This window comes from Acinetobacter pittii ANC 4050 (assembly GCF_000399685.1).
Taxonomy (GTDB): Bacteria; Pseudomonadota; Gammaproteobacteria; order Pseudomonadales; family Moraxellaceae; genus Acinetobacter; species Acinetobacter pittii_E.
In genome coordinates, this window is record NZ_KB976987.1 from 1,265,033 (window position 1) to 1,291,121 (window position 26,089).

Genomic DNA, 26,089 nt, shown 5'->3' on the forward strand with positions numbered 1-26,089 from the left:
TAACGCTTATTCAAAAGATTCAACAGGCATATTATTTAAGCGATCAAGATCAGCTTGTGTGTCCACACCGGGTGGTAAATTTGCTTCGGCTACAGCGATTGCAATTCGATGACCATTTTCTAAAACACGTAATTGTTCAAGACTCTCAAGCTTTTCAAGTTTACCCATATCCCATGTTACATACTCTTGTAATAAGTTCACTCGATAAGCATACAAACCTAAATGACGAAATGCTTGTGTATGTAAAGTTGGTTCAGCATGCTTAGCCCCATCTCGATCATACGGAATAGTTGCACGGCTAAAATATAATGCTTCATTTTGTTTAGACATGACTACTTTTACAATACTGTCCCGCTGAAACTCATCTAAGGTATGAATTGGCTCACACAACGTAGACATTGAACAATTTGGTTTATCCACCAAAAGTTTCGCAACTTGTTGGACAAGTTGAGCTGGCAACAAAGGTTCATCACCCTGAACATTTACAATAATATCGTCTGCATCCCAGCCTTTAATACGAGCAACTTCACTTAAACGGTCTGTTCCTGAAGGATGATCCGGACTCGTAAGAACCACATCAACTCCATCTGCACGGCAAATCTCAGCAATACGCTCGTCATCTGTTGCCACACACAGATCATCAAAACCTTCGACTTTTTTTGCCTGATCCACTACACGTAAAATCATAGGACGGTTATGAATAAGCAACAATGGTTTACCTGGCAAACGCGAACTTGAGAAGCGTGCTGGAATGACGATGTGTTTCATTTTTTCTACCTAAGATAATTGAATATCAAGTTCTTGCAATTGCTGTTTTAAAACCTGATAACACTGTGGAGACAGGACGGCTTTAACAGGAACCACCCAAATAGACTGTTTAAATTCAGGATGCTTTTCAAGTAATGCTAATAATTTAACCGCATCTTTTTCAGTTGTAACAAGCGGCAGGTCATCATTAAAAATCAAATCACTAATTGTGTAATCATGATGGTCACGAAATGCGTGTTCTTGAAATTGTTTCAGACCCAAATCTTTAAGTGTTTGATAAAAGCGTTGAGGAAAGCCAATACCGACTAGAGCGTGATAACTATTCTCAGGATTGAAATTGGGTTTAGAACTAGACAAAGGATTGAGTAAATATGGCTGTCCTACCTCGAGGTGCATATTTAATTCTGTAACGGGTTTATAAGTATGCTCAATCACCGTTCCTATTTCTAAACGCTCAACAGGTTCGCGTAAATAGCCTTCGGGTAATAATTTTTTATTACCTAGACCACGATTTTGATCGAGTACAATCCACTCTATTTGCCGTCCTAATGCCCAATGCTGTAGCCCATCGTCACTGATAATCAAATCTATTTCTGATGACTTAAGCAATAGCTCTATAGCAGCCTGCCGATTAGGACCCACCGCCATTGGTACACTTGTAGCCTGAACAATTAATGCAGGCTCATCTCCGACCTGAGCGACTTGTGCACCTGAGGTAACTAACATGGGAAAAGGACCACTACCCCCATACCCCCGACTAATTACCCCCACTTTTACATTATGCTGCTGTAGATAATTCACCAGTTGTATTAATAATGGAGTCTTCCCACTTCCTCCCACTGTAATATTACCTATAACCATCACAGGCACAGGTGCTTTATAAACCGGCTTAAAACCTGAATGATAAAGATTACGATTAAATAGAAACCCAGCACGATACAAGCAAGATAATGGACGTAAAGCAACCAACCAACTTGATTGCTTATTCCATGCATTTTGGATTAGCTGGGCTAATGACATGCTTAGTTATCCTCGAAATTACGTTGATGTAATTGATAATAAGCACCATGTTTTGTGAGGAGTTCTTGGTGAGTACCTTGTTCAACAATTTGCCCTTGATCCATCACTACAATACGATCAGCATTTTCAATTGTTGATAAACGGTGAGCAATAACAATAGTTGTACGGTCTTGCATCGCTTCATCAAATGCTTGCTGAATAAAATGTTCAGATTCATTATCTAGAGCGCTTGTAGCTTCATCTAAAATTAAAATTGGAGCATTCTTTAAAATAGCTCGAGCAATAGCAATTCGCTGGCGTTGTCCACCTGATAAGTTTAGGCCTTGTGCACCCAAGACAGTATCATAACCATTTGGTAAATTCATAATAAAGTCATGTGCATATGCAGCTTTTGCAGCAGCATGAATTTCCTCGTCTGAGGCACTCTGCAACTGACCATAAGCAATATTTTCACGAACAGTACGGTTAAATAATACAACTTGCTGATTTACCATTGCGATTTGTGTACGCAGACAAGAAAGATCAATGTCATTAATTGGCACACCATCTAAATAAATTTGCCCACTTGATACCTCTTGAAAACGTACCAACATGTTAACCAATGAGCTTTTACCAGCACCTGAACGACCAACTAACGCTACAGTTTGACCAGGAAGAATATCTAGAGAGAAATCTTTAATTGCTTGTACGCCATCAGCATAATTTAATGCCACATGATCAAAACGAATCGCACCATTTAATTTAGGTTTCAAATGACCATTATTTTGCTCTTCAGGCAAATCTAATAATTCAAAAACAGAGTGAGCTGCCGCTAAACCGCGTTGTAACTTTTCATTAACATCAGTCAAGTTTTTAACTGGCTTTGCTAACAAACCAGCTGCTGTAATGTAAGCTACAAACTCACCAGCACTCGTACTACCCAAAATTTGTGGACGTAAAGCTAACCATACAATAAGGGCCATAGCACAAGCCATCACCACCTGAACCACTGGACTATTCAGGTTTTGCACAATTACCATTTTCAGACCACGTTTTAAGTTTTCTTCCGATGACTTATAGAATCTTGCTTGTTCAGATTCCTCACCTGCAAAACTTTTTACTACCGCATTACCATTAATACTTTCTTGGACAACATGGTTCACATCGCCCATCGTATCTTGGACTTGTAAAGAAAGCTTTCGCATTCGTTTTGAGGCTTTACGTACCAATATGCCAATGACTGGTAAAAATACAAAAATACACAGCGTAAGGCGCCAATTGGTATAAAACAGATAACCTAATAGCCCAAGGGTAATCATTCCATCCCTAACAATGGTTCTTAATGATTCCGAAGAAGCTGCTGTTAGCTGCTCAACGTTATACATAATCTTGGCAGTAATATGACCAGATGAATTATCTAAGTAATATTGTGCAGGTAATCTTAAAAGCTTGGCATAAACTTCTTGTCGAATACTAAAAACCAGACTACGTGAAATCACCGCAGTATAGTAACCGCCCATAAAAAGGCCTAAACCACGGAAAAAAACTAATAAAATGATTAATAATGGGAACCAATCCAAATCAGCTCTGCTACTGTGTTGGATTGCATCAATAATAAATTTAATCAATTTAGCAACGGAAACTTCTGTTGCTGAGTTAATACCGAACCCGATAAGAACTAATAAGGCCACGCCCCAATAAGGTTTTAAATAGGCAATGAGACGCAAATAAACCTTAAAATCTTGATTCACTCAGAAAAACCTCTAGAAGGAACTTTGGTACTAATATTGATGTTAACAAAACCGAGTTGTCCTGCTACATCCATAACGCGAATTACATCCTGATGAGACGCTTTAGCATCCGCAGCAATGATGAACATAAAATCACGGCGCTCTTGAGCAACTTGCTTAATCGCAGTACTCAGATCAGCAACCTCTTTAGACGAAAGTGCCTGACCATTTACAGCATAATGACCAGCAGAGTCTACCACGACTTCAATTTTCTGATCGTACTGTTTTGGTGGAACACCTTGTGCATCTGGTAACGTTAAATTAATGCGACTTGGCTGATTAAAAGTAGTCGAAAGTAATAAAAAAACCAAAATGAACAGCAAACAATCAATCATGGGCGTTAAATTGATATGAATGTCTTCGACCTGAGAACGTTTAAATTTCATCTGGTTATTCACCCATTACCCAACACGACGGTGTTCTACTATAGACGATGAACGTTTATAGAATAATGAGGCATGAAATAAAGTCGATTGCTGTTCGAGTTCAGCCACATAATCTTGCACCACTCTCTGGAAATAGCGATACGCGATTAAAGCTGGAATTGCAATTAACATTCCCACAGCTGTGGTAATAAGCGCCTTAGAGATACCTGGAATCATTAAACTTGGGCTACCAGCCGATCCAAAATCAATCACAAGGAATGATTCAATAATCCCAACTACCGTACCCAATAACCCGAGTAAAGGTGCCACTGCACTCAAAGTTCCTAAGAAATTAATATTTTTTTCTAAATAAGAAATTTCTTGAGAAGCTGCCACTTCCATTTGGGCACGTGCAAATTGCTCACCATGTTCACGATGATCAAAACCTGCTTTTAAAATGTGAGCCAATGCGCTGTTTTGCACTTCTACATTTTGTTCCAAATTTTCCACAATATCTTCAGTTCTTAAAGAACTATCATCAATTAATGCTTTGGGTAGAACTTGTGAACGTCTTAACCGAACAAAACGCTCAATACTGATCGCAACAGTTAAAATCGAGCATAGAATTAAAGGCAGCATTAACCAGCCACCCGCTCTCACAAGTTCCCACATATCTTCTTCCCCAAGAATATAAAATTAGAAATATATGACCCAAATGCAAATTAATCAGGCAAACAAATATTTAAAATACCATCCAACTCATCTAAGGTATGATAATGAATAACAAGCTTACCCTTACCTTTTTGATTGTGATCAATTTTTACATTAGCGCCAAAACGCTCTGATAATTTTTGCGTTAATTGCTCAATATCTGGTGCTACAGGTGCTTTTTCCTTCTCCTGTTTAGGTTCACTTCTATCACGCACCAATTGCTCTGTTTGACGAACAGATAAACCTTTTTCAATTACAATTTTAGCAACGTCTAATTGATCTTTACCTTTTAACGTCAAGATAGCTCGAGCATGCCCCATATCAAGTAGGCCTTGCTGCATGAAGTCTTTAATTTCATCCGCCAAACTTAACAAACGTAGTAAATTACTTACTGTAGTACGTGCTTTTCCTACCGTATCAGCAATTTCTTGGTGGCTTAAGCCAAATTCATCATGGAAGCGTTGTAAAGCTATTGCTTGATCAATCGGGTTTAAATCTTGACGTTGAATATTCTCAATGAGTGCTAAAGCAATAGCAACTTGATCATTTAAATCACGAACAATTGCAGGAATTTCAGATAAACCTGCAAGTTGTGCAGCACGCCAACGACGCTCACCAGCAATGATTTCGTACGGATGTACTTCATCATCCACTGGGCGAATGACAATAGGTTGCATCACCCCATGTTTTTCAATAGAAGATGCTAATTCTTGTAAATCATGCTCATGAATAAAACGACGCGGCTGATATTCACCACGTTTTAATAAATTTACATCAATTTGCTTCAACTGTCCGTGGTCAAGTGCCTGTGCTTCAAGTTGTAATTTTTCTTTTTGAATTGAACCAAGTAATGCATCTAAACCACGTCCTTTAGCCAATCCGCGTTTTTTGATGCTCATACTTTACTTCCTTTCTTCACTTTACTTTTCTTTAACATCTCAGCCGCAAGATTTAAGTATGCAACTGCACCTTTAGAACTTTTCTCAAAATAGATCACAGGTAAACCATGTGCTGGCGCTTCTGCTAAGCGGACATTACGTGGAACAACAGTATCATAAAGCTTTTTGCCGAAATACTGTTCTAGCTCTGCAGATACATCACGTGTTAAGGCATTTCGTGCATCGTACATTGTACGTAATACACCAATAATTTCTAAATCAGGATTTAATGCTTTTTGAATTCGATCAATAGTCTGGGTTAAATCAGCTAAACCCTCTAGCGCATAATATTCGCACTGCATTGGAATAATTACACTATCTACAGCCGCTAAAGCATTAACTGTAATTAAACTCAAGCTTGGAGCACAATCCACAATAATAAAATCAAATGAGTTTCTAATTTCATTCAAAGCATTTTTTAAAATGAACTCACGGCCCTCTTGCTCTGCAATAGCAAGTTCAACACCTGAAAGCTCACGATTAGAACCTAAAACTTTATATCCAACTTCAGCTTTTTGAATAGCTGTTTCAATTGGCACTTCACCAAGTAGTACATCCGTAATTGAATACAAAAGATCGTTCTTTTGAATACCGGACCCCATCGTAGCATTACCTTGTGAATCCATATCTACAAGTAATACACGTTTCTTTAATACAGCTAGAGACGCTGCAAGATTTACTGCAGTCGTTGTTTTACCAACACCACCCTTTTGGTTTGCAATCGCAATAATTTGAGCCATGGTAACCCTAATACTTTTTATTTAAATACGTTGAAGTAAAAGTAAATGACGTTGTTCATCAAGTCTTGGTACATTCAGCTCAATCACTTTACATGAAAAGTCTGGCTTAAGCTGCTCAATTTCCTCAACCGGCACAACTCCTTTCATTGCTGCAATAATACTGCCCTGATGTAAGTATGGCTGAGCTGCATCTACAAAATCGGTTAAAGAAGCAAAAGCACGGCTTGTGATGACATCAAAATCTCCAAGCTCATCAATTGTATCTTGATTCTCAACACGTGTTTGTACTGCCACAACATTGCTCAATTTAAGATCAGCAATAAATTGTTTCAAAAAACGGATTTTTTTACCATTTGAGTCAAGTAGCACACAGTTACGTTCTGGCTGACATAATGCAATGATCATGCCTGGCATACCACCACCAGTACCAACATCGAGTAATCGACCTTCTGGCAAATCTTTCAAAATACTTAAGCTATCCAACAAATGCTTCACTAACATTTCTTTCGGATCGCGAATTGCTGTCAGATTATATGCTTTGTTCCAAAGCACTAATGCATCCTGATACTTCAACAAGAGCGTCAATGCTTCGTCGCTTAAGTTCAGGCCTAATGCCTGACTACCTTGCTTTAATTCTTGGAAAAAAGGATGCATAGCTGCAAGTCATCTCAAAAAAATTTGCCAAAGTATACCGATTTCTATAAATCGGCACAGTATTTACCGCTTAGCGATTATTCAGTTAATCGTATAAGCCCTGCTTAATTTGCTGATCTAGTTGATTTAAACGCTCAGGCGTTCCCACATCAACCCAATTTGCATGCATTTTCTCAGCACTAATCCGATGTTCCAACATAGCTTGTTTTAACAAAGGCGCAAGTGGACGCTTACCATTTTCGAGCCCTAAGAACATGTCTGGAGAAAGAATTGCAATACCGCTATAGGTAAAAGCAGCTCCATTTTGTTCTTGCTCAAAGGTATAAGCTAAACCATTAGACAGAACAAAATCACCTTTCAAATGCTGAGGAGGATTATCAACCAATACTAAATGGCCTAATTTATCACCTAATTGAACATTTAAAAGAGGAGCAAAATCCATCGTAGTCCAAACATCTCCATTCACCAAAATAAATGGATCGTTTCCTAAAAGAGGTAATGCATTGATAATTCCGCCAGCCGTCTCTAGGCCTTCACCTTCATGAGACCATAAAATTTTGACCCCAAATTGAGAACCATCACCCAATGTTGAAGCAAGTTTTTCACCTAACCATGCAGTATTAATAACGATTTCAGTTACACCAATTTTTTGTAACTTTTCAATATGCCATACGATTAATGGTTTACCACCTACTTCAAGTAAAGGCTTAGGCGTATGTAAAGTCAAAGGGCGCATACGATTGCCCAAGCCAGCAGCAAGAATCATTGCTTTCATTATGCTGCTACCTCATAGCTACCATATTTCTCGATAAATTTAGGCATCACTATGTTATTCATAAACACCATAAACTCTTCAAGTTCAGCGTAACCACGACTTTCTTCAAGTAAATACCACATGACACGTGGCAAATCCTTCAAATAACCAGACTTACCATCACGTTCAAATAAACGAACGAAGATGCCTAAAATTTTAATATGGCGTTGAATAGCCATTAAATCTGCATCACGTTTAAATTGATCAAAACTGCGGTTTTGTTTAGTCGACTCTGGTAGTAGGTCATAAAACACTTTAAACCATTGATAAACATGTTCAGCATTCCATTGAACATATGCATCACGAGTAATCGAAATTAAATCATATGTATCAGCACCAATAACAGCATCCTGGAAGTCGATGACCCCCAACTCTTGCTCATTGGTAATTTTCATCAAATTACGGCTATGAAAATCTCGATGTACGATGACTTGTGGTTGGGCTAACGCAGCACGAGCCAAGAAATCAAACGCATCATCAATCGTTTTTTTCTGCTCAACAGTCGGCTCAATAGCAAGCGATGGCAACATCCAATCTGTGAGTAGCTGCATTTCCGACATTAATTTTTCGTAGGAATACGCTGGGAACTGACTAGCACCTTCTATAGACTGCAACTGAATAAGCTGTTTAAAACTTTGTTCATAATATTTATCAACTGTTTCATCAGTTAATAATGTCGATAAAAGCACATCACCAAAGTCTTCCAATAACAGAAAACCTTGAGTCAAATCTTTTGCGATGATCTGAGGTACACGCACACCATGACCTGCAAAAAATTCGTCAATGGTCACAAACGGAACACAGTCTTCTTTTTCTGGAGGAGCGTCCATGAGCATATACGTTTTATTTTGTAACTCGATACGCGCATAACGGCGGAAGCTAGCATCACCTGCTAAAAAAGCGATCTTAAATTGATCATTTTCCAGAACAGATGTAAGCCATGTATATATCAATTGTTCACGTTGTGTATTCATTTGCAATAAAATCTAAAACAAGCTGAGATTTTTGAAGGGTTAAGTGTAGCCACTTATAAACTTTTTCTCTATGATGCGACAATAATTAATTGTGAATTAGCATACTTGGTTAATGAGACAATGAAGCATCAGTTTAAATTTAATCCTTTAGCGACAGCTATTTTTACGCTCTTATGTGGCTCCATACAATCAAGTTATGCTGAGTCAACTGATGTTGTCTCCAATATAGACAATAATCAACTTAAAGCGAGCATCAAGGAAGCTTACCCAGGCCAAGAGTTTTTTCAGCAATACTATGTTGATAAATCTGCACCTGAAGCTCAGCTTCGTGACAATAAATATTTAAGCTCGGCATTTTGCCAAGGTACATGGGTTACACCGATTAACCCTGAGACAAAAGCTTTAGATGCCGATAAAGCGACTTCTGTCGTTACGGCTAACTACGGACATTACAATCCAGCGGGTGATTCTGTTTTAGAAGGTGATGTCGTTATTGATCAGGAAGGACGCACAGTTCGCGCTGATAAAGTAACGATTGATAAAACCCAAACCTTTGCACATGCACAAGGTCGAGTACAGTTAGCTCAAGGCGGGTTACTTTCACAGAGTGATGAAATTAATTACAACCTAAAAACCCAAACCGGGAATTTAGATAATAGTTTTTATATTTCTGAGCAACAACACGCCCATGGTCATGCAGGAAAAATCGAAAGAACCTCACCAAATGTTATGGTTCTTAATGATGCAACCTATACAACGTGCCCTCCAGGCCAAAAACCGGGCTGGAAAATCCAAGCAAATAAAATTGAGTTAAATCAGGAAACTGGACGCGGTGTAACTCGCGGGACAAAACTATATGTTAAAGATGTCCCGGTTCTAGCTGTTCCCTACTTTAACTTCCCAATTGACGACCGCCGTACTACCGGTATTCTCAACCCACAGTTTGGTTTCTCAAACGATGGTGGTGTTGAACTTTCTGTTCCGGTCTATTTAAACCTTGCCCCTAACTATGATCTGACACTTACTCCACGTTATTTAGCAGATCGTGGTGCAATGTTAAAAGGTGACTTCCGTTATTTAACCGATGGCTTTGGCGCTGGTGAAATGTGGGGTGGCATCTTGCCATCTGACAAAGGTTATGACGATAAAGATCGTAAAGATTTCCATTTTTTACATAACTGGGAAATTAACGATCAGTGGTCTACCAACCTTGAATATAACTATGCATCAGATAAAGATTATTTCTCTGACTTAGATAGTAGCCCTAACTCTAAAACAGATCTTAACTTACGTAGAGCATGGGAACTTAACTATCAACATGGTATTCCGGGTTTAAAAGCACAGCTTAAAGTCGAAGATTTCCAGACGCTTGACCCAGAAGTTCTAGATGTCGATAAGCCGTATGCTCGTTTACCACAATTCTTGTTGAATTATGTCACTGGTAATCCATTAGGCTTACAATACGAATTTAACAACGATACCGCTTACTTTAAAAAATCGATAAATGATGACTCTGCTCAGGAAAGTAGCGGTACACGTATTTATAACCAGTTTGCAACACGTTATAACTACCGCACACCGGCAGCTTTTGTGATTCCTGAAGTTTCGGTACGTTCTATTCAAACGTTTTATGATAAGGACAGTATCGCATCTCAAGGTTTAGATGGCGGTTCTGAAAATAAATCAGTCATTGTGCCACAATTTACTTTGGATACTGGACTGAATTTTGAGCGTGATGGTAAGTACTTACAAACACTTACACCACGTGCTTTCTACGCATATGCGCCATACAAAAATCAGGATGGCTACCCTAACTTTGATTCGACAAGTGCGTCAATTAGTTATGATCAGTTATTTAATCCATACCGTTTTTATGGACATGACCGCCTTGAAGACAATAACTTCTTATCACTAGGTGTAAGTTACAGCCTCTTCGATACAGTAGGTTTAGAGCGTTTACGTGCAAGTGTTGGTCAAAGTTATTATTTCGAAGATCGCCGTGTCACTTTAAAACAGCAAGATGAATTTGACACCGAGCGTAATACTGGCCCTGTTGTTAGCCTATCTAGCCAACTTAATCAAAACTTCACTATTGCGGCTAACTCAGCATGGATGTCGAATGGCGACAACGCTCAACGTGATTTCCAACTTTACTATACTGGTGACAAAGGAAATCTATACAACTTAGGCTATTTCTATCGTAAAGATATTCCTGGCCGTCAAGATACTTACGACCAAGTTGTTGCATCCTTTATACAACCAATTAAAGACAATTGGCGTATTATGGGCCACGTACAATATGACATGGACAATGATGTTGCTCGCGAACTCTTACTAGGAGTTAACTATGAGTCATGTTGCTGGGGTATTTCTGTCTACGGCCGCTCGTATTATAACGATCTAGACGATCCAAAATCTCCAGATGTTAGTGAAAAGCGCGCGATCATGGCTGAAGTTACACTAAAAGGTTTAGGTGGTTTAAACAATAAACTCGCGTCTTTACTTGAAAATCGCGTTTTAGGTTTTAACAAAATTAATCAATCTTGGACACAACGTTAATGAAGACAAAGCATCTTAAACAGTTTTTTAAAGCAACTACACTTGCTGCCCTAATCTCTTCATCAATGCATAGTTTTGCCCAACCCGCTGATGAAGTTGTGGCAATTGTGGACAATAGCGTAATTTTAAAAAGCGATCTTCAACAAGGTATGGCTGAAGCAGCTCATGAACTGCAAGCACAAAAAAAAGAAGTTCCACCTCAGCAATATTTACAGTTTCAGGTATTGGATCAATTAATCTTGCGTCAAGCACAGCTTGAGCAAGTTAAAAAATATGGCATCAAACCTGATGAAAAGAGCTTAAATGAAGCTGTACTCAAAGTAGCTAGTCAATCTGGGTCTAAAAGTTTAGAAGCTTTCCAGCAAAAACTAGACGCTATGGCTCCAGGGACTTATGAAAGTTTACGTAGTCGAATCGCTGAAGATCTAGCAATTAGCCGTTTACGTCAACAACAAGTCATGTCTCGTATTAAAATCAGCGATCAAGATGTAGAGAACTTCTTAAAATCCCCTCAGGGACAAGCTGCGTTAGGCAACCAAGCACATGTGATTCATATGCGTATTTCTGGTGATAATGCACAGGAAGTTCAAACTGTAGCTCAAGAAGTGCGTTCAAAGCTTGCACAAAGTAATGACATAAATGCATTAAAGAAACTTTCAACTGCAAATGTAAAAGTTGAAGGGGCTGACATGGGTTTCCGTCCACTGTCTGATATTCCTGCTGAACTTGCTGCCCGCATTACTCCATTACAAGATGGTCAAACAACTGACTTAGTATCGGTACGTGATGGTGTGCATGTTTTAAAGCTTCTTGAACGTAAACAAAATGAGCAAAAAGCTTTAGTACCTCAATTTCAAACTCGCCACATTCTTATTCAACCATCTGAAGTAGTGAGTCCTGAGAATGCCAAGCAAATTATTGATAACATCTATAAACGCTTAAAAGCTGGTGAGGATTTTGCAACATTAGCTGCAACCTACTCAAACGATACAGGCTCCGCACGTGATGGCGGAAGTTTAGGCTGGGTAACACCTGGAATGATGGTGCCTGAATTTGATAAAAAAATGCAGGAAATTCCTGTAGGTCAGATTAGTGAACCATTCCAAACTCAATTTGGTTGGCATATCTTACAAGTGACAGACAAACGCGAAAAAGATATGACTCATGAATATCAAGTGCGTATGGCACGTCAGATTTTAGGTGAACGTCAATTTAACACCGAAATTGATAGCTGGTTACGTGAAGTACGTGCAAATGCGTATGTAGAAATCAAAGATCCAAGTCTAGATAAAAAGAATTTACAAAAGTAAGTTCTTCTATTGTCATCAAAACCTGTGTTTATCACAGGTTTTTTTATGAATGAAATTTACCTAATAAAAAAACCGGTTATATAAATAACCGGTTTCTATAAATTAGACCCTAATGGGAATTATTTATAACGATCAACCATTTTCTCTAAAGAAATTGGACGAATCTTGTCAGCATTTCCAGCTGTACCAAATGCTTCATAACGATCAATACAAATTTGCTTCATTGAATCTACAGTTTTAGCAAAGTATTTACGTGGATCGAATTCAGCTGGGTTTTCAGCCATAAACTGACGAATTGCACCAGTAGATGCTAAACGTAAGTCTGTATCAATATTAATCTTACGAACACCATGTTTAATTGCTTCTACAAGCTGTTCAACAGGTACGCCATAAGTCTCTTTAATATCACCACCGAACTCATTGATTACTTTCAACCATTCTTGTGGCACAGAACTTGAACCATGCATAACAAGATGAGTATTTGGTAATGCCGCATGAATTTCTTTAATACGGTCAATCGCCAAGATATCACCTGTAGGTGGACGAGTGAATTTGTAAGCACCATGTGAAGTACCCACAGCAATCGCCAATGCATCTACATTAGTATCGGCAACAAACTGAGTCGCTTCTTCAACAGAAGTAAGAAGTTGTGAGTGATCAAGTACACCTTCAGCACCAACACCATCTTCTTCGCCAGCCATACCAGTTTCAAGGCTACCTAAACAGCCAATTTCACCTTCGACAGAAACACCGCAAGCGTGTGCTAAAGCAACAACATTACGAGTTACATCAACGTTATATTCGTACGATGTAGGTGTTTTACCATCTGTACCTAATGAACCGTCCATCATCACTGAACTAAAGCCAAGCTGAATTGAACGCTGACAAATTTCTGGGCTTGTTCCATGGTCTTGATGCATTACCACTGGAATATGCGGCCATTCTTCAATTGCAGCCAAAATAAGATGGCGTAAGAATGGAGCGCCTGCATATTTGCGAGCTCCAGCTGATGCTTGAACAATTACTGGTGAATTGGTTGCATCTGCGGCAAGCATAATTGCACGCATTTGTTCTAAGTTATTTACGTTAAATGCTGGTACGCCGTAGTTATGTTCAGCAGCGTGATCCAAGAGCTGGCGCATTGAAATGAGTGCCATAATATCCTCCCAGGTAGTGCGGCTTATTCTACCCTGTCATTTATTTCAATTCAGCAACAAATCACAGTATTTCAAAAAAAATCCCCGCATTTGCAGGGATTTTTTAACAAAAAACAACAAATTAATGTGTTTCTGAAGCAGCAGCCTCACTTGGCGCGCTCCCTTCAGCTACATCTGTATTCTTTTCATCTAGCACTGGCTTATCAATCGCATCAATTGCTGCTTGTTGCTCAGGCGTTACTTTTTCAGAAACAGCAGTAGAAGCTGCCGATTCTTGTCCAGCTTGAGATGCTTCATCTTTCTTAGCACAAGCAGTCAACATCATCGGTACAATTAACACAGCAGCAAATGTAAGCTTTAAATTCATCACTATTGTCCACAGTTGGTGATTTAACACTCATTATTTTATTGCAGATATATGACAATTTAATGACTTATCAATGAAAAAGGGATTGGTCACCCAATCCCTTCTTATTTTTATATAACAGTATTAAGCACGTTCAAGTAGAACAGCCACTGCTGGCAATGTTTTTCCTTCAACAAACTCAAGGAACGCACCACCACCTGTAGAAATATAACCAATTTGATCAGCTACATTATATTTATCAATCGCTGCCAATGTATCACCACCACCAGCAATAGAGAATCCTTCAGATTGTGCAACCGCAAGGGAAAGTGCTTTCGTACCCTCACCAAATTGATCTACTTCAAATACACCCACTGGGCCGTTCCAAAGAATCGTTTTTGATGTTGTTAAAATATTGGCAAATGCTTTAGCAGTTTCAGGGCCCACGTCTAAAATCATGTCATTTGCAGTCACATCTTCTACTTTCTTCACAACAGCTTGAGCTGCTGCTAAAGAACCTAAGAAATCTTCAAAATTAATTTGTGATGCATCAGCAACCACAACATCTGTAGGAAGCGGAACGCTTACTTTAGCAGCAATTTGTTTTGCAGTTTCAACCAAGTCAGCTTCATATAATGATTTACCAACGTTAAAACCAGCAGCTGCCAAGAATGTATTTGCAATACCACCACCAACGATCAGTTGATCACAGATACTAGAAAGTGAGTTTAAAACATCAAGCTTAGTCGAAACTTTAGAACCAGCAACAATTGCAACCATTGGTTTTTCAGGAGTTTGCATTGCACGTCCTAACGCATCTAATTCAGCAGCCAACAAAGGACCAGCTGCTGCTACCGGAGCGAAACGAGCTACACCTTCCGTAGATGCTTCTGCACGATGAGCAGTACCAAATGCATCCATAACAAATACGTCACATAATGCAGCATACTTTTGAGCAAGTTCTGGATTATTTTTCTTTTCGCCATGGTTAAAGCGTACATTCTCAAGCAATACGACTTGACCAGCTTCAACTTCAACACCATCAAGATAATCTGTTAATAATTTAACTTCTTGACCCAAAACTTCTGTTAAATAAGCAGCGACTGGTGCAAGTGATTGTTCTGGCTTTGGTTCACCTTCAACAGGACGACCTAAATGTGAAAATACCATCACTGCTGCGCCTTTATCTAAAGCAGCTTTAATCGTTGGTAATGCTGCACGTAAGCGGGCATCGCTAGTAATCACACCATTTTTGACAGGAACGTTTAAATCTTCACGAATAAGGACACGTTTGCCTGTTAAGTTTAGGTCAGTCATACGCTGAAAATTCATGTAAAGCTCTCTTTATGATTTTAAAAACGCGCCAATTTTAAATGATTACATCAAAAAAGGTTAGTTTTTTTGCATAAAAGCTGTAGAAAGCCCCAGTTTTGATTATGATAGAGGTAGTTATTTGATATTTCACCCATTATGTCTATTCATCCAGATCCGCAAATCAATCGCTTAAATATTTTAGGGGAACCTTTAGCAAGTTGTTGCTTTGACCCTATTACAGGCTATTTTAGAAATGGTTTTTGTCACACTGCAGTAACAGACCTTGGTCAACACACAGTCTGTGCACAAATGACCTCTGATTTCTTAAATTTTTCTCAAAAAATTGGCAATGATCTCATCACGCCTTTACCAGAAGTAGGCTTCCCAGGTCTAAAACCAGGTGATTTCTGGTGTATCTGTGTAACGCGCTGGGTAGAGGCTTATCAAGCTGGTGAAGCCCCTCCTATTAAAATACATGCATGTCATCAAGCTGTATTAAGCTATGTACCCTTAGATGTTTTAATGGAATTTGCAGTGTAATGGTACAACCACAAATTATTTTGGCATCCAGTAGTCAAACTCGCAAAGACTTAATGAATCGTCTTGGAATTAATTATATCTGTGTAAGTCCGGATATTGATGAAAGTCCTCGTGGTGAAACCCATGCCGATGAACTTGCGAAAAGGCTCGCTTTCACAAAAGCCCAAGTGATTGCTGCACAAAATCCTAATGCGATTGTTATTGGTTCAGATCAAGTTGCTTGGCGAGAACATGCTCCGCATGACTTTATTGGCAAACCATTGACTACCGAAAATGCTAAAGCACAACTAGCAGATAATTCTGGCCGAACTGTTTTCTTTAGTACAGCTCTTAGCGTGCAATGGCTTGATAGAAACTTTGAACAAACACTGGTTGAACATTATCAAGTTAAATTTCGAAACCTGAATCAAGCTGAAATTGAACGATATGTTCAATTAGATCAGCCACTACATTGCGCAGGTAGCTTTAAGTGTGAAAGTTTAGGAATTAGCTTGTTTGAAAAAATGATAGGCCAAGACCAGACAACACTTATGGGGCTTCCTATGATTCAACTTTGCCATATTTTAAGGCAGCTTGATCTACAAATTCCTTAATTTTAGATGTTTTATAAATAGGTTATTTCCATGACAGAACCTTTAACAGTTTTAGGCGGTATTACTGCCGAACAATTCTTAGCAGAATATTGGCAAAAAAAACCTTTGTTGGTACGTAACGGATTGCCAGAGATTGTAGGTCTTTTAGAACCCCAAGATGTGCAAGAACTTGCTTTAGAAGAACATGCAAGTGCCCGACTCATTCGCCAAAAAGATAGAAATCCAAATGAATGGCACGTAAAGTCTTCACCTTTAACCAAAGGTGACTTTCAAAAGCTACCAAAATTATGGACTCTGTTAGTACAGGCAGTAGATCACTACTCTTTCGATCTTTCTGAACTTTGGAAAAAATTTCCTTTTATTCCTCAATGGCGCCGTGACGATATTATGGTGTCATATGCTCCAAAAGGTGGTTCAGTTGGAAAACATTTTGATTTTTATGATGTGTTTCTAGTTCAAGGTCACGGACACCGTCGCTGGCAGTTAGGGCAAATGTGTGATGTAAATACTGCATTTGTGCCAAATCAACCTTTAAAACTTTTACCAGAAATAGATGTGCAATTTGATGAGGTTTTAGCACCAGGCGATTTACTCTATGTTCCACCCGGAATGGCACATTATGGCGTTGCTGAAGATGATTGTTTAACTTTCTCTTTTGGCTTTCGCATGCCAAACATTGCAGGAATGATGGAGCGTATTAGTGATCAGTTTTCAGCTAATACTTTATTGCAAAACCCTGTTATAGATATCGCACGCAAACAAATGAGCCAAATTGGCGAAATGAATGCAACTGAACTGAGCTACCTCAAAGACTTAGTTTTAGCACAGTTACAAGATTCCTCAGCTCTTGATGCAGCAATCATGTCTTACATGAGTGAACCTAAATATCCAGATAACATTCCTGAACCTGATGAAATCGAAGCTGATGATCTTAAAGAGATTTTACACGAGCGTTATGAAGTTCTATTAGAGCCAGCCTCCCGCTTACTCTATACGGAAAAAGATGAGGCATTAAACTTTTGGGGAAATGGCGAAGCATTATGTATAGCTGAAAATTTTGCACCAAAATTAAAAGCTATTGCTAATGGAGAAAGTCTAGCTTTCAATAGCGAGTTTAATGATCTTGAAGTTCTAGAGAATGTTGCTTACTTACTCAATGAATCTATTCTGATGTTATTACCACCTTCAGAATAATAAGATTTACGAAAATGGACTTTTTATGGAAATGAAAAGTCCATCTTTTTAAATAGATTAATAATCAATATTGCTTTAAAGTTTTAAACAAACTTATGTTAAAAAATGATTAACTTCAAGAAGTTTGAAATGTAATTGAGAAAATTTGAAAGCTAAATTATTTAAAAATATATCCTAGAAATTATTTACTCTTTCCTTAAAAAGTAAAACTTCAGCGTTTAAAAAATAATATCTTTTTTCTATCAATAACAAACAATACCTTGTAAAATTAAGCCATCTAGATTCTCATTGATAAAGATCACCGTTCAAGCTAATAGCAATTCATTTATGAGAGGCTAAAATATGTCGAAAAAAGATGACATTATTAACACCGCATTAAGACTTTTTAACTCGTATAGCTATAATTCTATAGGTGTAGATCGCATCATTAATGAATCTGGCGTTGCAAAAATGACTTTTTATAAGCATTTCCCATCAAAAGAAAAATTAATTGAAGAGTGTCTACTTCTACGTAATACGCTTTTACAAAACTCTCTTACCGCAGCCTTATCAAAACATGATGAGTTAGACCCTCTTGCAAGAATTAAAGCAGTTTTTTTATGGTATTCCGACTGGTTTAATAGCGAAGATTTTAATGGCTGTATGTTTCAAAAGGCTTTGGAAGAAGTTTTAAAACAATATCCTTCAACGCATCAACCAGCAACTTTATATAAAGCTTGGTTAACTCAACTCATGCAAAACTTGCTTAACCAGTATGAGGTAAAAGAACCAGTTCCCCTATCCTTGTTATTAGTTAATATCTTGGAAGGTATGACCATACAAGCCCAAGTTGAACACGGTTCAATAAAGATTAATGATTACTGGACTCGAGTAGAAAAGTTAATCGACTTTGAAAGAGCTGCATAAAAATAAAGCGTGATATTCTTCTTCTTATATTTAATGATTCTTCTTATGTATCACGCTGCGTCTGAAAGTCATTTTGGTTCAAATTTAGACGTTTTTTTCGACCTTACTAAACCAAAATATACAGACCTGTCTGTACAAAACAGATTATATATTTAAAAAATAAAAACTCAATCATTTTTTATGATCTGCTTAAAGATAAATTAGATTTAACTATTTATTGGAACTGAATTGGAATTATTTTTGGTTGACTTCAATTCAATTATACTTAACAATTACACTTATAACACAACGCAACACTTTAGACACAAAATAAATACAAATAGTTGTTTTTAATTAGAAAGACTGCTTATTTATCAATTCCACTTATATTGCTTTTCAACAAAAACAATTGGATTGATTAGTTTTGCTACATTCATTTTCGTAAGATCAATCTATACTATGCCCGCTATATTGATATAGGTATAAAGTATGAAAGATGGACTCCAAATTGAAGAAATGAAAAATGCGGCTGATTCAGTCGTTGGAATTCTCAAATCTTTGGCTAATACAGATCGTTTATTAATTTTATGTCACTTAGCTTATGAGGAGTTAAATGTCTCTCAAATTGAAGAGAAGACCCAAATTACCCAGCCTACTCTTTCACAACAACTTATGATGCTACGTAAAAGTGATGTGGTATCAACCCGTCGTGATGGTAAGCAAATTTTTTATTCTATTAAGGATGACAATATGCATTCAATTTTAAATACGCTTCACCAGCTGTACTGTGCAAGTAAATAATATTTTTAAATTATAATTTTATAATAATAGTAGTAATTTCCTGAAATATGCGATTTTTCAGCTTGAAAGCTTAGAGTTTAGTCGAAGCACAAAGTTTTGAAAATTCGCGTAGCTTTTCCCAAATCGTAACTACGATAAATCTTTTGTCAGTCTATTCTCCTTTAAGCAGTTTAGTAGTTTCACAGCTTTTTGATATCACAAGTTTTTTAATGAACAATTAACAAACAAAACCACCAAGTAAAAAAAATAAGATTTAAAATTAAGAATAATAAAAACAACAGTTTAATATTACCAGCAACTATAAAAACTTATTGTTATTATAAAAAAGCTTAAGATTCACATCACTTAAGTATAAAATACTCCGCTTGTTCAACCTTTAGCCATGATTAGGTTAATAAGGCCTTTATATGCTTGCATTCTTTTCTCGATTAAGCTTAGTCACTAAGATTATTATCGCCATTATTCTAGGGATAGGCGTTGCATTACTATTTCCAAACGTTACGCCTTACTTAAGTTTATTTGGTGAGCTTTTCATTAAAGCCTTAAAATCGGTTGCTCCTATTTTAGTCTTTGTATTGGTGCTTTCCTCTATTGCCAACTTTCAAGTAGGTCATAGTGCGAACTTACGACCTATTATGATTTTATACGTGGTCGGTATGTTGCTTGCTGCTTTCACAGCTGTGATTGTTAGCCTTTCTTTTCCAAGCACGTTATTCCTCAATACAATTTCACATAATGATTTACAAGCGCCTGGTAGTCTCGCAGATATATTAAAAAATTTGCTTTTAAGCTTTATTGCAAACCCTGTTCAAGCAATTAGTGAAGCTAACTTTATTGGTATTTTAGCTTGGGCAATTGGTCTAGGTTTAGCTATGCGCCACAGTTCAGACACGACAAAACAAGTGATGCAGGATATTTCACATGCTGTAAGTGCTATTATCCATAAAGTAATTGCTTTTGCTCCTGTTGGTATTTTCGGGTTAGTTGCAGTGACTTTTGCCGACGCTGGTCTTGCAACACTTGAGAGCTACGCACAATTATTAGTAGTGCTATTAGGCACTATGTTCTTTGTTGCTTTAGTTATTAATCCTCTTCTTGTTGCCCTTACTATACGCGGAAATCCTTACCCTCTCGTATTTAAGTGCCTAAAAGAAAGTGGAATTACTGCATTCTTTACACGTAGCTCAGCAGCCAATATTCCAGTTAACTTAGATTTGGCAGAGCGCTTAGGAGTTAATCCATCTACAGCAAGTGTGTCTATCCCTCTAGGCGCAACAGTAAATATGGCAGGCGCAGCAGTGACGATTACCGTCCTAACACTCGCAACTGTACATACACTTGGAATCCATGTTGATTTTGCAACAATGCTTATCCTATCAGTTGTTGCAACTGTTTCGGCTTGTGGTGCTTCTGGCGTTGCAGGTGGTTCTTTACTTCTGATTCCGGTAGCTTGTAGTTTATTTGGAATTTCAACAGAAATTGCTATGCAAGTTGTGGCTATTGGCATGATTATTAGCGTATTGCAAGACTCTACAGAAACAGCGCTTAACTCTTCTACAGATGTTTTATTTACCGCAGCTGTAGATATCCGCTCTAAGCAAACTTCATAAACGAAATGCCACTTCAGCGCCTACCAAACTGGTTCCAACTTGGAGCCTTTTTACTGGCATTTAATGCTGGAATGATTAATGTATTAGGGTTAATCACCCTTTTACATCAATCGATTTCACATATGACTGGCAACGTTAGTATGCTAGCGATGAGTTTGGTAGAGTGGCAACCAGAACATATTATTTTTTTGCTTCTGGTGATTATTTGTTATGTTTGCGGTTCATTTTATAGTGGTTTTATTTTAGGCAGCAGTCATTTTCGACTAGATCGTCGTTACGGTTTACCTTTGAGCCTTGTAGCCTTCTTTATTTTTCTTTGCTGGCTATTACTTCCTTATTTTCCACGCTATGGATTATTATGGGCATGTACAGCAATGGGTTTACAAAATGCGATGGTAAGCCACTATAAAGGAACGATCATCCGCACCACCCATCTATCCGGTGTATTGACAGATATTGGTTTAGCGCTTGGATATAAAGCCAGAGGCTTAATTGTAGAAAAACGACGTATTGTTTTACATTTACTTATTTTTGCTGGCTTTCTACTGGGTGGGATTCTTGCCGCTGTAGTACATCCATATTTGAAACTACAATCATTTTTATTGCCGGCAATTTTAAGCTTAACCTTAAGTATCTCTTACTGGGTAGTTTATTTTTATAGCACTTCAACTTCACATAAGGATTAAGACATGGTTAAAAATGCCTTACAAGCACAGCTACTCAAAGCTGGTTTAGTTGATAATAAAAAAGCAAAAAAATTAACTAAACAAGCTCATCACGAACAACGTCTTGGACTCAGTGATGAGGCTGAAATCAAAGCGAATATTGAAAAAGCTCAACAAGAAAAATTAGCTAAAGATCAGGCTTTAAATTTAGAAAAACAGAAACAGCTTGAAGAAAAAGCACTTAAAGCGTCAATCATTCAGATGATTAAGCAACATAAAATTACTGATTTTGCTGGCGATGTGGCTTATCAATTTATTGATGAAAATAAAATCAAAAAAGTTTATCTATCTCAGCAAGTTTATAACGCACTTGTTGCTGGCAGTTTAGTCATTGCTAAAGATCAAGATCAATACGCCTATCTTCCGAAAGCGTTAGCTGAAAAAATTGATCAAAAAATGCAGGGTTTCATTTTAATTAATAATGCTGAGAAAAATGAACAAGCTACCGATGAAGAAGATCCATATGCAGCATATGTTATTCCAGATGACTTAATGTGGTAATACCATAATTTGGCCTTTATGATACTAATCTAAAGGCCTTTTTCAGTTCTATGTATGACACTAGCAATTTAACAAATGTTCAAAATACGAAGAAAAAATACCTAAAGAATAAATTCGTTCACCCTTTATCTATTAATCTCGATATAATGAATAATATTTTAGTCCTCGCGACGTTCTTGAAGATTTCTTCAGGTCTCCAATATTTGCGTCATCTATCAATTAAAGACGTATAACATAATCAGTTCATGTGTATTTGCACATACTCACAAGATCGAAACCCTAAGTGATATTGATCTAACTGACTTTTTGCAAATTAAATTGCAAAGATTTAATGAAGTGGCTTTTGTCTCAAAGGTAGTAATTCATGCTGAAGTGGTTTGAAAAACTTGTAGATCCCTACCCAACTAAAGGTTTGGATGAACCTTTACCGACTCGTTTTTTCCCATTTGTTTGGCAAGCTACGGAAGGCGTGCGCCCTTATTTATTTTTACTTATTCTTTTTACAGCAGGTGCTGCAAGCTTTGAAGCCTTACTTTTTTCAAAGATTGGGCAACTCGTAGATTGGTTAAGTAAAAGTCATCCCGAAAGCTTTTTAAATCAGCATGCTACTGATCTACTCATTTTGATTGCTGTTTTATTTACTAATATCTTTTTTGTAAATATACAATCTATTATCAAACATCAGATTTTATATAGTACTTTTCCAATGCGTTTGCGTTGGCGTTTTCATAATCTTTTATTGAAACAGAGTTTGGACTTTTTCCATAATGACTTTGCAGGTCGACTTTCTGCCAAGGTTATGCAAACAGCATTAGCAATCCGTGAGTTCTGGATTATCTTGGGTGACATGTTGGCTTATGTCAGCATTTACTTTATTACGGTCAGTATTGTTCTTGGTGCAATTTCGCCAATCTTGCTTATTCCTCTTTTAGTTTGGTTAAGTCTATTTTTATTAAGCGCATGGTTCTTTATCCCTCGCTTAAGTAAAGTTTCTCAGCAACAAGCCGATGCTAGAGCGATCATGACTGGCCGCGTAACAGATGCGTACACTAATATTCAAACTGTAAAATTATTTGCTCATGCTGGTCGTGAAAGCCAATACGCAAAAGCATCAATGAAAGAGTTTATGACTACAGTCTATGCTCAAATGCGTTTAGGTACCCTCTTTGAAGTCAGCATTAATATGTTGTCTGCTGTTTTGTTTGTAGGTGTAATTGGTACCTCTGTTTGGTTATGGACTCAAGGTTTAGCGGCATTAGGTGTTATCGCGGCAACGACTGCAATGATTTTAAAACTTAATAGTATGGCTGAATTCATGATGTGGCATATGTCAGCCTTATTTGAAAATGTCGGCACCATTCAAGATGGTATGCAAACATTAGGTAAAAAAATCAATATTCAAGATAAACCGGACGCAAAATCACTGAACGTCACCAAAGGCGAGATTGTATTTAAAGATGTAAGCTTTGCTTATAACAATAAAAATGTAATTGATCACTTCAACTTACATATTAAAGCAGGCGAAAAAATAGGTATTGTTGGACGTTCCGGCGCAGGAAAGTCGACGTTAATTCAGTTACTTTTACATTTTTACCATCTTAAACAAGGTGCAATTTTAATTGATGGACAAAATATTGAAGATGTAACTCAAGATAGTCTAAGAGCTAATATTGCTTTAGTTACTCAAGATACCTCTTTATTACATCGCTCAGTTGCAGAAAATATTAAGTATGGTCGTCCAGATGCGTCTGATGCAGATATGGAAAATGCTGTAAATAAAGCCAAAGCTGCTGAATTTATACCGCAATTAGTTGATTTAAAAGGACGTAATGGTTATAACGCTCAGGTAGGTGAACGTGGTGTCAAACTTTCTGGTGGTCAAAGACAGCGTATCGCTATTGCACGAGTATTCTTAAAAGATGCTCCTATTCTTATTTTAGATGAAGCAACCAGTGCATTAGATTCAGAAGTTGAAGCAGCAATCCAGGCAAGTTTAAATGACCTGATGGTTGATAAAACCGTTATTGCAATTGCTCACCGTTTATCTACTATTGCACAAATGGACCGTTTAATCGTTCTTGATGAAGGTCGAATTGCTGAACAAGGAACTCATGAAGAGTTAATTGCGCAGGATGGTATATACGCACAATTATGGAAGCGACAAACAGGCGGTTTCTTAATTGAGCAAAAAGTATTACAGGGTCAAGATTAATGCTTTATTTAGAAGATTTGAAAATTGGTGATCGTTTCATTAGCCGTGAATATGAAATTACCTTAGATGAAATCAAAAAATTCGCAAGCTCATATGACCCTCAACCCTTCCATATAGATGAAGAGCAAGCTAAGCACGATCCAATTTTTCAGGGGATCGCTGCTAGTGGTTGGCATACTTCTGCAATTACTATGCGGTTATGGACAGAATGTATGCCGATTCAGGGTGGCTTAATCGGTTCGGAATCAAGTTTACGGTGGCCACGCCCTACTCGACCGGGTGATAAAATTCATGTTGAAGCTGAAATTTCAGCGATCACACCATCCAAAACAAAATTGGATCGTGGTATTGTAAGTTACGTTACGCAAGCCTTAAATCAAAATGGTGACGTATTACTTATTTCAACAACAAAAATTGTTGTCTTTAAAAAGAATGTTTAAAACATGGTTAATATGATTGTCTAACAGTTTTTATAAACTCAGATTATATTTCATGACAAGATGTATAAGAAATGCATGTGACAAATTGATGAGAGCAATGGAACGCATATGAAAATTACCTCAGCTCGTCAAGATCAGGGTATTCCAGGAGTCTATGGCTTATTGCTATTAGATGTTGTTTCACGTTGGGGATATAACGATGAAACATTATTTGCTCCATTTAATCTTACTAGTGAACAACTGGCCGATCCTGATTATCGTATTTCTACACCTGTAGCAAATGAACTGGTTAAACACGCTCTTAATTTAACTGGTGAAACTACGTTGGGTTACCATCTCGGTACTCAAATGCGTATTTCGATTCATGGCTTCATTGGCTATGCAATTATGACAGCCAAGGATATTACAGAAGCAATTGCTCTTGCAGCACGCTTTATTCAGTTACGTTTACCCTTTTTACAACTCTACTTTTCAACGTTTGGCCCCAAAGCGACCTTACAATTACAATGTGATATAGAACTTGAGCCTTTACGTACAGAAATCGTTTTAGGCTTGACTATTGGTATTATGAGTATGGCCAAAGCGATTACGGGTATTGAAGACTTAGCCGGCGATGTAGATTTAGATTTTCCTGAACCAGAAGGTTTTGAAAAGTATAGAAATAAATTAAGCAGCACAATTCGCTTTAATCAACCCCATTTAATTTCAAGTTTTGATAAAAAATACTTAGGACTTAAATTAATCAATTCAGATCCAATCGCCAGTCAAGTTGCCATTAATCAATGTGAAGCTGAACTTTCTGCATTAGGTGAACGCCGCCGTTTAGCAATGCGTGTTCGTGATATTTTAAGTAATTCTGAACAACATTATTTAAGCATCGAAAATGTAGCTGAATGTCTACATATGTCAGACCGGACACTCAAACGTCAATTAGCGGCTGAAGGAACTTCATTTTCTACATTAGTTGATGAAGTGCGCTATCGACACGCAACTTCTTTGCTTTCACGTACAGACTATAGTCTTGAACAAATTGCAGATGAACTTGGCTATTCGGACGTTGCAAATTTTAGCCGTGCTTTTAAACGCTGGAGTGGCCGCAGCCCGAGCAACTGGCGTAAAGACCCATACTTATAATGTTTAAAACTATTG

Annotated in this window: 26 protein-coding genes; 13 read left to right on the plus strand and 13 right to left on the minus strand. The window is 37.6% G+C overall.

The genetic code is table 11. The features are described 5' to 3' along the window. Positions 1-6: 6 nt before the first annotated feature. The 10 genes from kdsB to F931_RS09760 all read right to left on the minus strand — a co-directional run bounded on the left by kdsB (position 7) and on the right by F931_RS09760 (position 8,753). Complete coding sequence (kdsB, locus tag F931_RS09715) at positions 7-768, minus strand: 3-deoxy-manno-octulosonate cytidylyltransferase (protein WP_016141201.1); 762 nt, start codon at positions 766-768, stop codon at positions 7-9. Positions 769-777: 9 nt separating this feature from the next. Next, positions 778-1,788 carry a tetraacyldisaccharide 4'-kinase gene (gene lpxK / locus F931_RS09720; RefSeq protein WP_016141202.1) on the minus strand — a complete coding sequence of 337 codons (1,011 nt, stop codon included), beginning with the start codon at positions 1,786-1,788 and terminating at the stop codon, positions 778-780. Between the two features lie 2 nt (positions 1,789-1,790). Further along, a complete protein-coding gene (gene msbA / locus F931_RS09725; protein ID WP_016141203.1) occupies positions 1,791-3,518 on the minus strand; it encodes a lipid A export permease/ATP-binding protein MsbA in 1,728 nt (575 codons plus the stop codon). After that, positions 3,515-3,943 carry an ExbD/TolR family protein gene (locus F931_RS09730; RefSeq protein ID WP_016141204.1) on the minus strand — a complete coding sequence of 143 codons (429 nt, stop codon included), beginning with the start codon at positions 3,941-3,943 and terminating at the stop codon, positions 3,515-3,517. The genes msbA and F931_RS09730 overlap by 4 nt, the downstream gene beginning before the upstream one ends. A gap of 15 nt (positions 3,944-3,958) precedes the next feature. Continuing rightward, entirely contained in the window at positions 3,959-4,594 is a 636-nt protein-coding gene (locus F931_RS09735; RefSeq protein ID WP_016141205.1) for a MotA/TolQ/ExbB proton channel family protein, read from the minus strand. Positions 4,595-4,644: 50 nt separating this feature from the next. Next, on the minus strand, positions 4,645-5,532 hold the full coding sequence (gene spoOJ / locus F931_RS09740) for a ParB/RepB/Spo0J family partition protein (protein WP_016141206.1): 888 nt from the start codon (positions 5,530-5,532) through the stop codon (positions 4,645-4,647). Continuing rightward, positions 5,529-6,311, minus strand: coding sequence for a ParA family protein (gene soj / locus F931_RS09745; protein ID WP_002121458.1), 783 nt, complete (start codon positions 6,309-6,311; stop codon positions 5,529-5,531). Before soj ends, spoOJ begins: the two co-directional genes overlap by 4 nt. Before the next feature lie 21 nt (positions 6,312-6,332). Beyond that, a complete protein-coding gene (gene rsmG / locus F931_RS09750) occupies positions 6,333-6,965 on the minus strand; it encodes a 16S rRNA (guanine(527)-N(7))-methyltransferase RsmG (protein ID WP_016141207.1) in 633 nt (210 codons plus the stop codon). Positions 6,966-7,050: 85 nt separating this feature from the next. Beyond that, a complete protein-coding gene (murU, locus tag F931_RS09755) occupies positions 7,051-7,740 on the minus strand; it encodes an N-acetylmuramate alpha-1-phosphate uridylyltransferase MurU (RefSeq protein WP_016141208.1) in 690 nt (229 codons plus the stop codon). Then, positions 7,740-8,753 carry an aminoglycoside phosphotransferase family protein gene (locus F931_RS09760; RefSeq protein ID WP_016141209.1) on the minus strand — a complete coding sequence of 338 codons (1,014 nt, stop codon included), beginning with the start codon at positions 8,751-8,753 and terminating at the stop codon, positions 7,740-7,742. Before F931_RS09760 ends, murU begins: the two co-directional genes overlap by 1 nt. Before the next feature lie 120 nt (positions 8,754-8,873). On the opposite strand from F931_RS09760, the gene ostA reads away from it, so the two are divergent. Both ostA and surA read left to right on the plus strand, forming a co-directional pair. After that, positions 8,874-11,312: an LPS-assembly protein LptD gene (gene ostA / locus F931_RS09765; RefSeq protein ID WP_016141210.1), complete on the plus strand. Its 2,439-nt coding sequence runs from the start codon at positions 8,874-8,876 to the stop codon at positions 11,310-11,312. Beyond that, positions 11,312-12,622, plus strand: a complete 1,311-nt coding sequence (surA, locus tag F931_RS09770) for a peptidylprolyl isomerase (RefSeq protein WP_016141211.1) — start codon at positions 11,312-11,314, stop codon at positions 12,620-12,622. The genes ostA and surA overlap by 1 nt, the downstream gene beginning before the upstream one ends. Before the next feature lie 119 nt (positions 12,623-12,741). Here surA and fba read toward each other — a convergent pair whose 3' ends face one another. From fba to pgk, 3 genes are all read right to left on the minus strand, one after another. Beyond that, positions 12,742-13,779, minus strand: a complete 1,038-nt coding sequence (gene fba, locus F931_RS09775; RefSeq protein ID WP_004702014.1) for a class II fructose-bisphosphate aldolase — start codon at positions 13,777-13,779, stop codon at positions 12,742-12,744. A gap of 121 nt (positions 13,780-13,900) precedes the next feature. Beyond that, positions 13,901-14,146, minus strand: a complete 246-nt coding sequence (locus tag F931_RS09780; RefSeq protein WP_016141212.1) for a hypothetical protein — start codon at positions 14,144-14,146, stop codon at positions 13,901-13,903. Between the two features lie 123 nt (positions 14,147-14,269). After that, entirely contained in the window at positions 14,270-15,457 is a 1,188-nt protein-coding gene (gene pgk / locus F931_RS09785) for a phosphoglycerate kinase (protein WP_016141213.1), read from the minus strand. 138 nt (positions 15,458-15,595) lie between these two features. Here pgk and F931_RS09790 point away from each other — a divergent pair, with 138 nt between their 5' ends. The 11 genes from F931_RS09790 to F931_RS09840 all read left to right on the plus strand — a co-directional run bounded on the left by F931_RS09790 (position 15,596) and on the right by F931_RS09840 (position 26,074). Further along, positions 15,596-15,979: a DUF2237 family protein gene (locus F931_RS09790; RefSeq protein WP_016141214.1), complete on the plus strand. Its 384-nt coding sequence runs from the start codon at positions 15,596-15,598 to the stop codon at positions 15,977-15,979. Next, complete coding sequence (gene maf / locus F931_RS09795) at positions 15,979-16,572, plus strand: Maf family protein (RefSeq protein ID WP_016141215.1); 594 nt, start codon at positions 15,979-15,981, stop codon at positions 16,570-16,572. Before F931_RS09790 ends, maf begins: the two co-directional genes overlap by 1 nt. A 30-nt stretch (positions 16,573-16,602) precedes the next feature. Continuing rightward, a complete protein-coding gene (locus tag F931_RS09800) occupies positions 16,603-17,766 on the plus strand; it encodes a ribosomal protein uL16 3-hydroxylase (RefSeq protein WP_016141216.1) in 1,164 nt (387 codons plus the stop codon). A gap of 342 nt (positions 17,767-18,108) precedes the next feature. Then, positions 18,109-18,672, plus strand: coding sequence for a TetR/AcrR family transcriptional regulator (locus F931_RS09805; RefSeq protein ID WP_016141217.1), 564 nt, complete (start codon positions 18,109-18,111; stop codon positions 18,670-18,672). A gap of 468 nt (positions 18,673-19,140) precedes the next feature. Then, the gene (gene arsR / locus F931_RS09810; protein WP_002121379.1) at positions 19,141-19,452 is read left to right on the plus strand and encodes an ArsR/SmtB family transcription factor; all 312 of its coding nucleotides are present in this window, start codon (positions 19,141-19,143) and stop codon (positions 19,450-19,452) included. A 407-nt stretch (positions 19,453-19,859) separates the two neighbouring features. Beyond that, positions 19,860-21,062 carry a serine/threonine transporter SstT gene (gene sstT / locus F931_RS09815; protein WP_016141218.1) on the plus strand — a complete coding sequence of 401 codons (1,203 nt, stop codon included), beginning with the start codon at positions 19,860-19,862 and terminating at the stop codon, positions 21,060-21,062. A gap of 5 nt (positions 21,063-21,067) precedes the next feature. Then, positions 21,068-21,748 carry a YoaK family protein gene (locus F931_RS09820; protein ID WP_016141219.1) on the plus strand — a complete coding sequence of 227 codons (681 nt, stop codon included), beginning with the start codon at positions 21,068-21,070 and terminating at the stop codon, positions 21,746-21,748. Between the two features lie 3 nt (positions 21,749-21,751). Continuing rightward, the gene (gene yaiL, locus F931_RS09825; RefSeq protein ID WP_016141220.1) at positions 21,752-22,288 is read left to right on the plus strand and encodes a DUF2058 domain-containing protein; all 537 of its coding nucleotides are present in this window, start codon (positions 21,752-21,754) and stop codon (positions 22,286-22,288) included. Positions 22,289-22,652: 364 nt separating this feature from the next. Next, the gene (locus tag F931_RS09830; protein WP_016141221.1) at positions 22,653-24,500 is read left to right on the plus strand and encodes an ABC transporter ATP-binding protein; all 1,848 of its coding nucleotides are present in this window, start codon (positions 22,653-22,655) and stop codon (positions 24,498-24,500) included. Further along, on the plus strand, positions 24,500-24,940 hold the full coding sequence (locus F931_RS09835; RefSeq protein WP_016141222.1) for a MaoC family dehydratase: 441 nt from the start codon (positions 24,500-24,502) through the stop codon (positions 24,938-24,940). The genes F931_RS09830 and F931_RS09835 overlap by 1 nt, the downstream gene beginning before the upstream one ends. A gap of 108 nt (positions 24,941-25,048) precedes the next feature. Then, positions 25,049-26,074, plus strand: coding sequence for an AraC family transcriptional regulator (locus F931_RS09840; protein ID WP_016141223.1), 1,026 nt, complete (start codon positions 25,049-25,051; stop codon positions 26,072-26,074). The last annotated feature ends 15 nt before the right edge of the window (positions 26,075-26,089 follow it).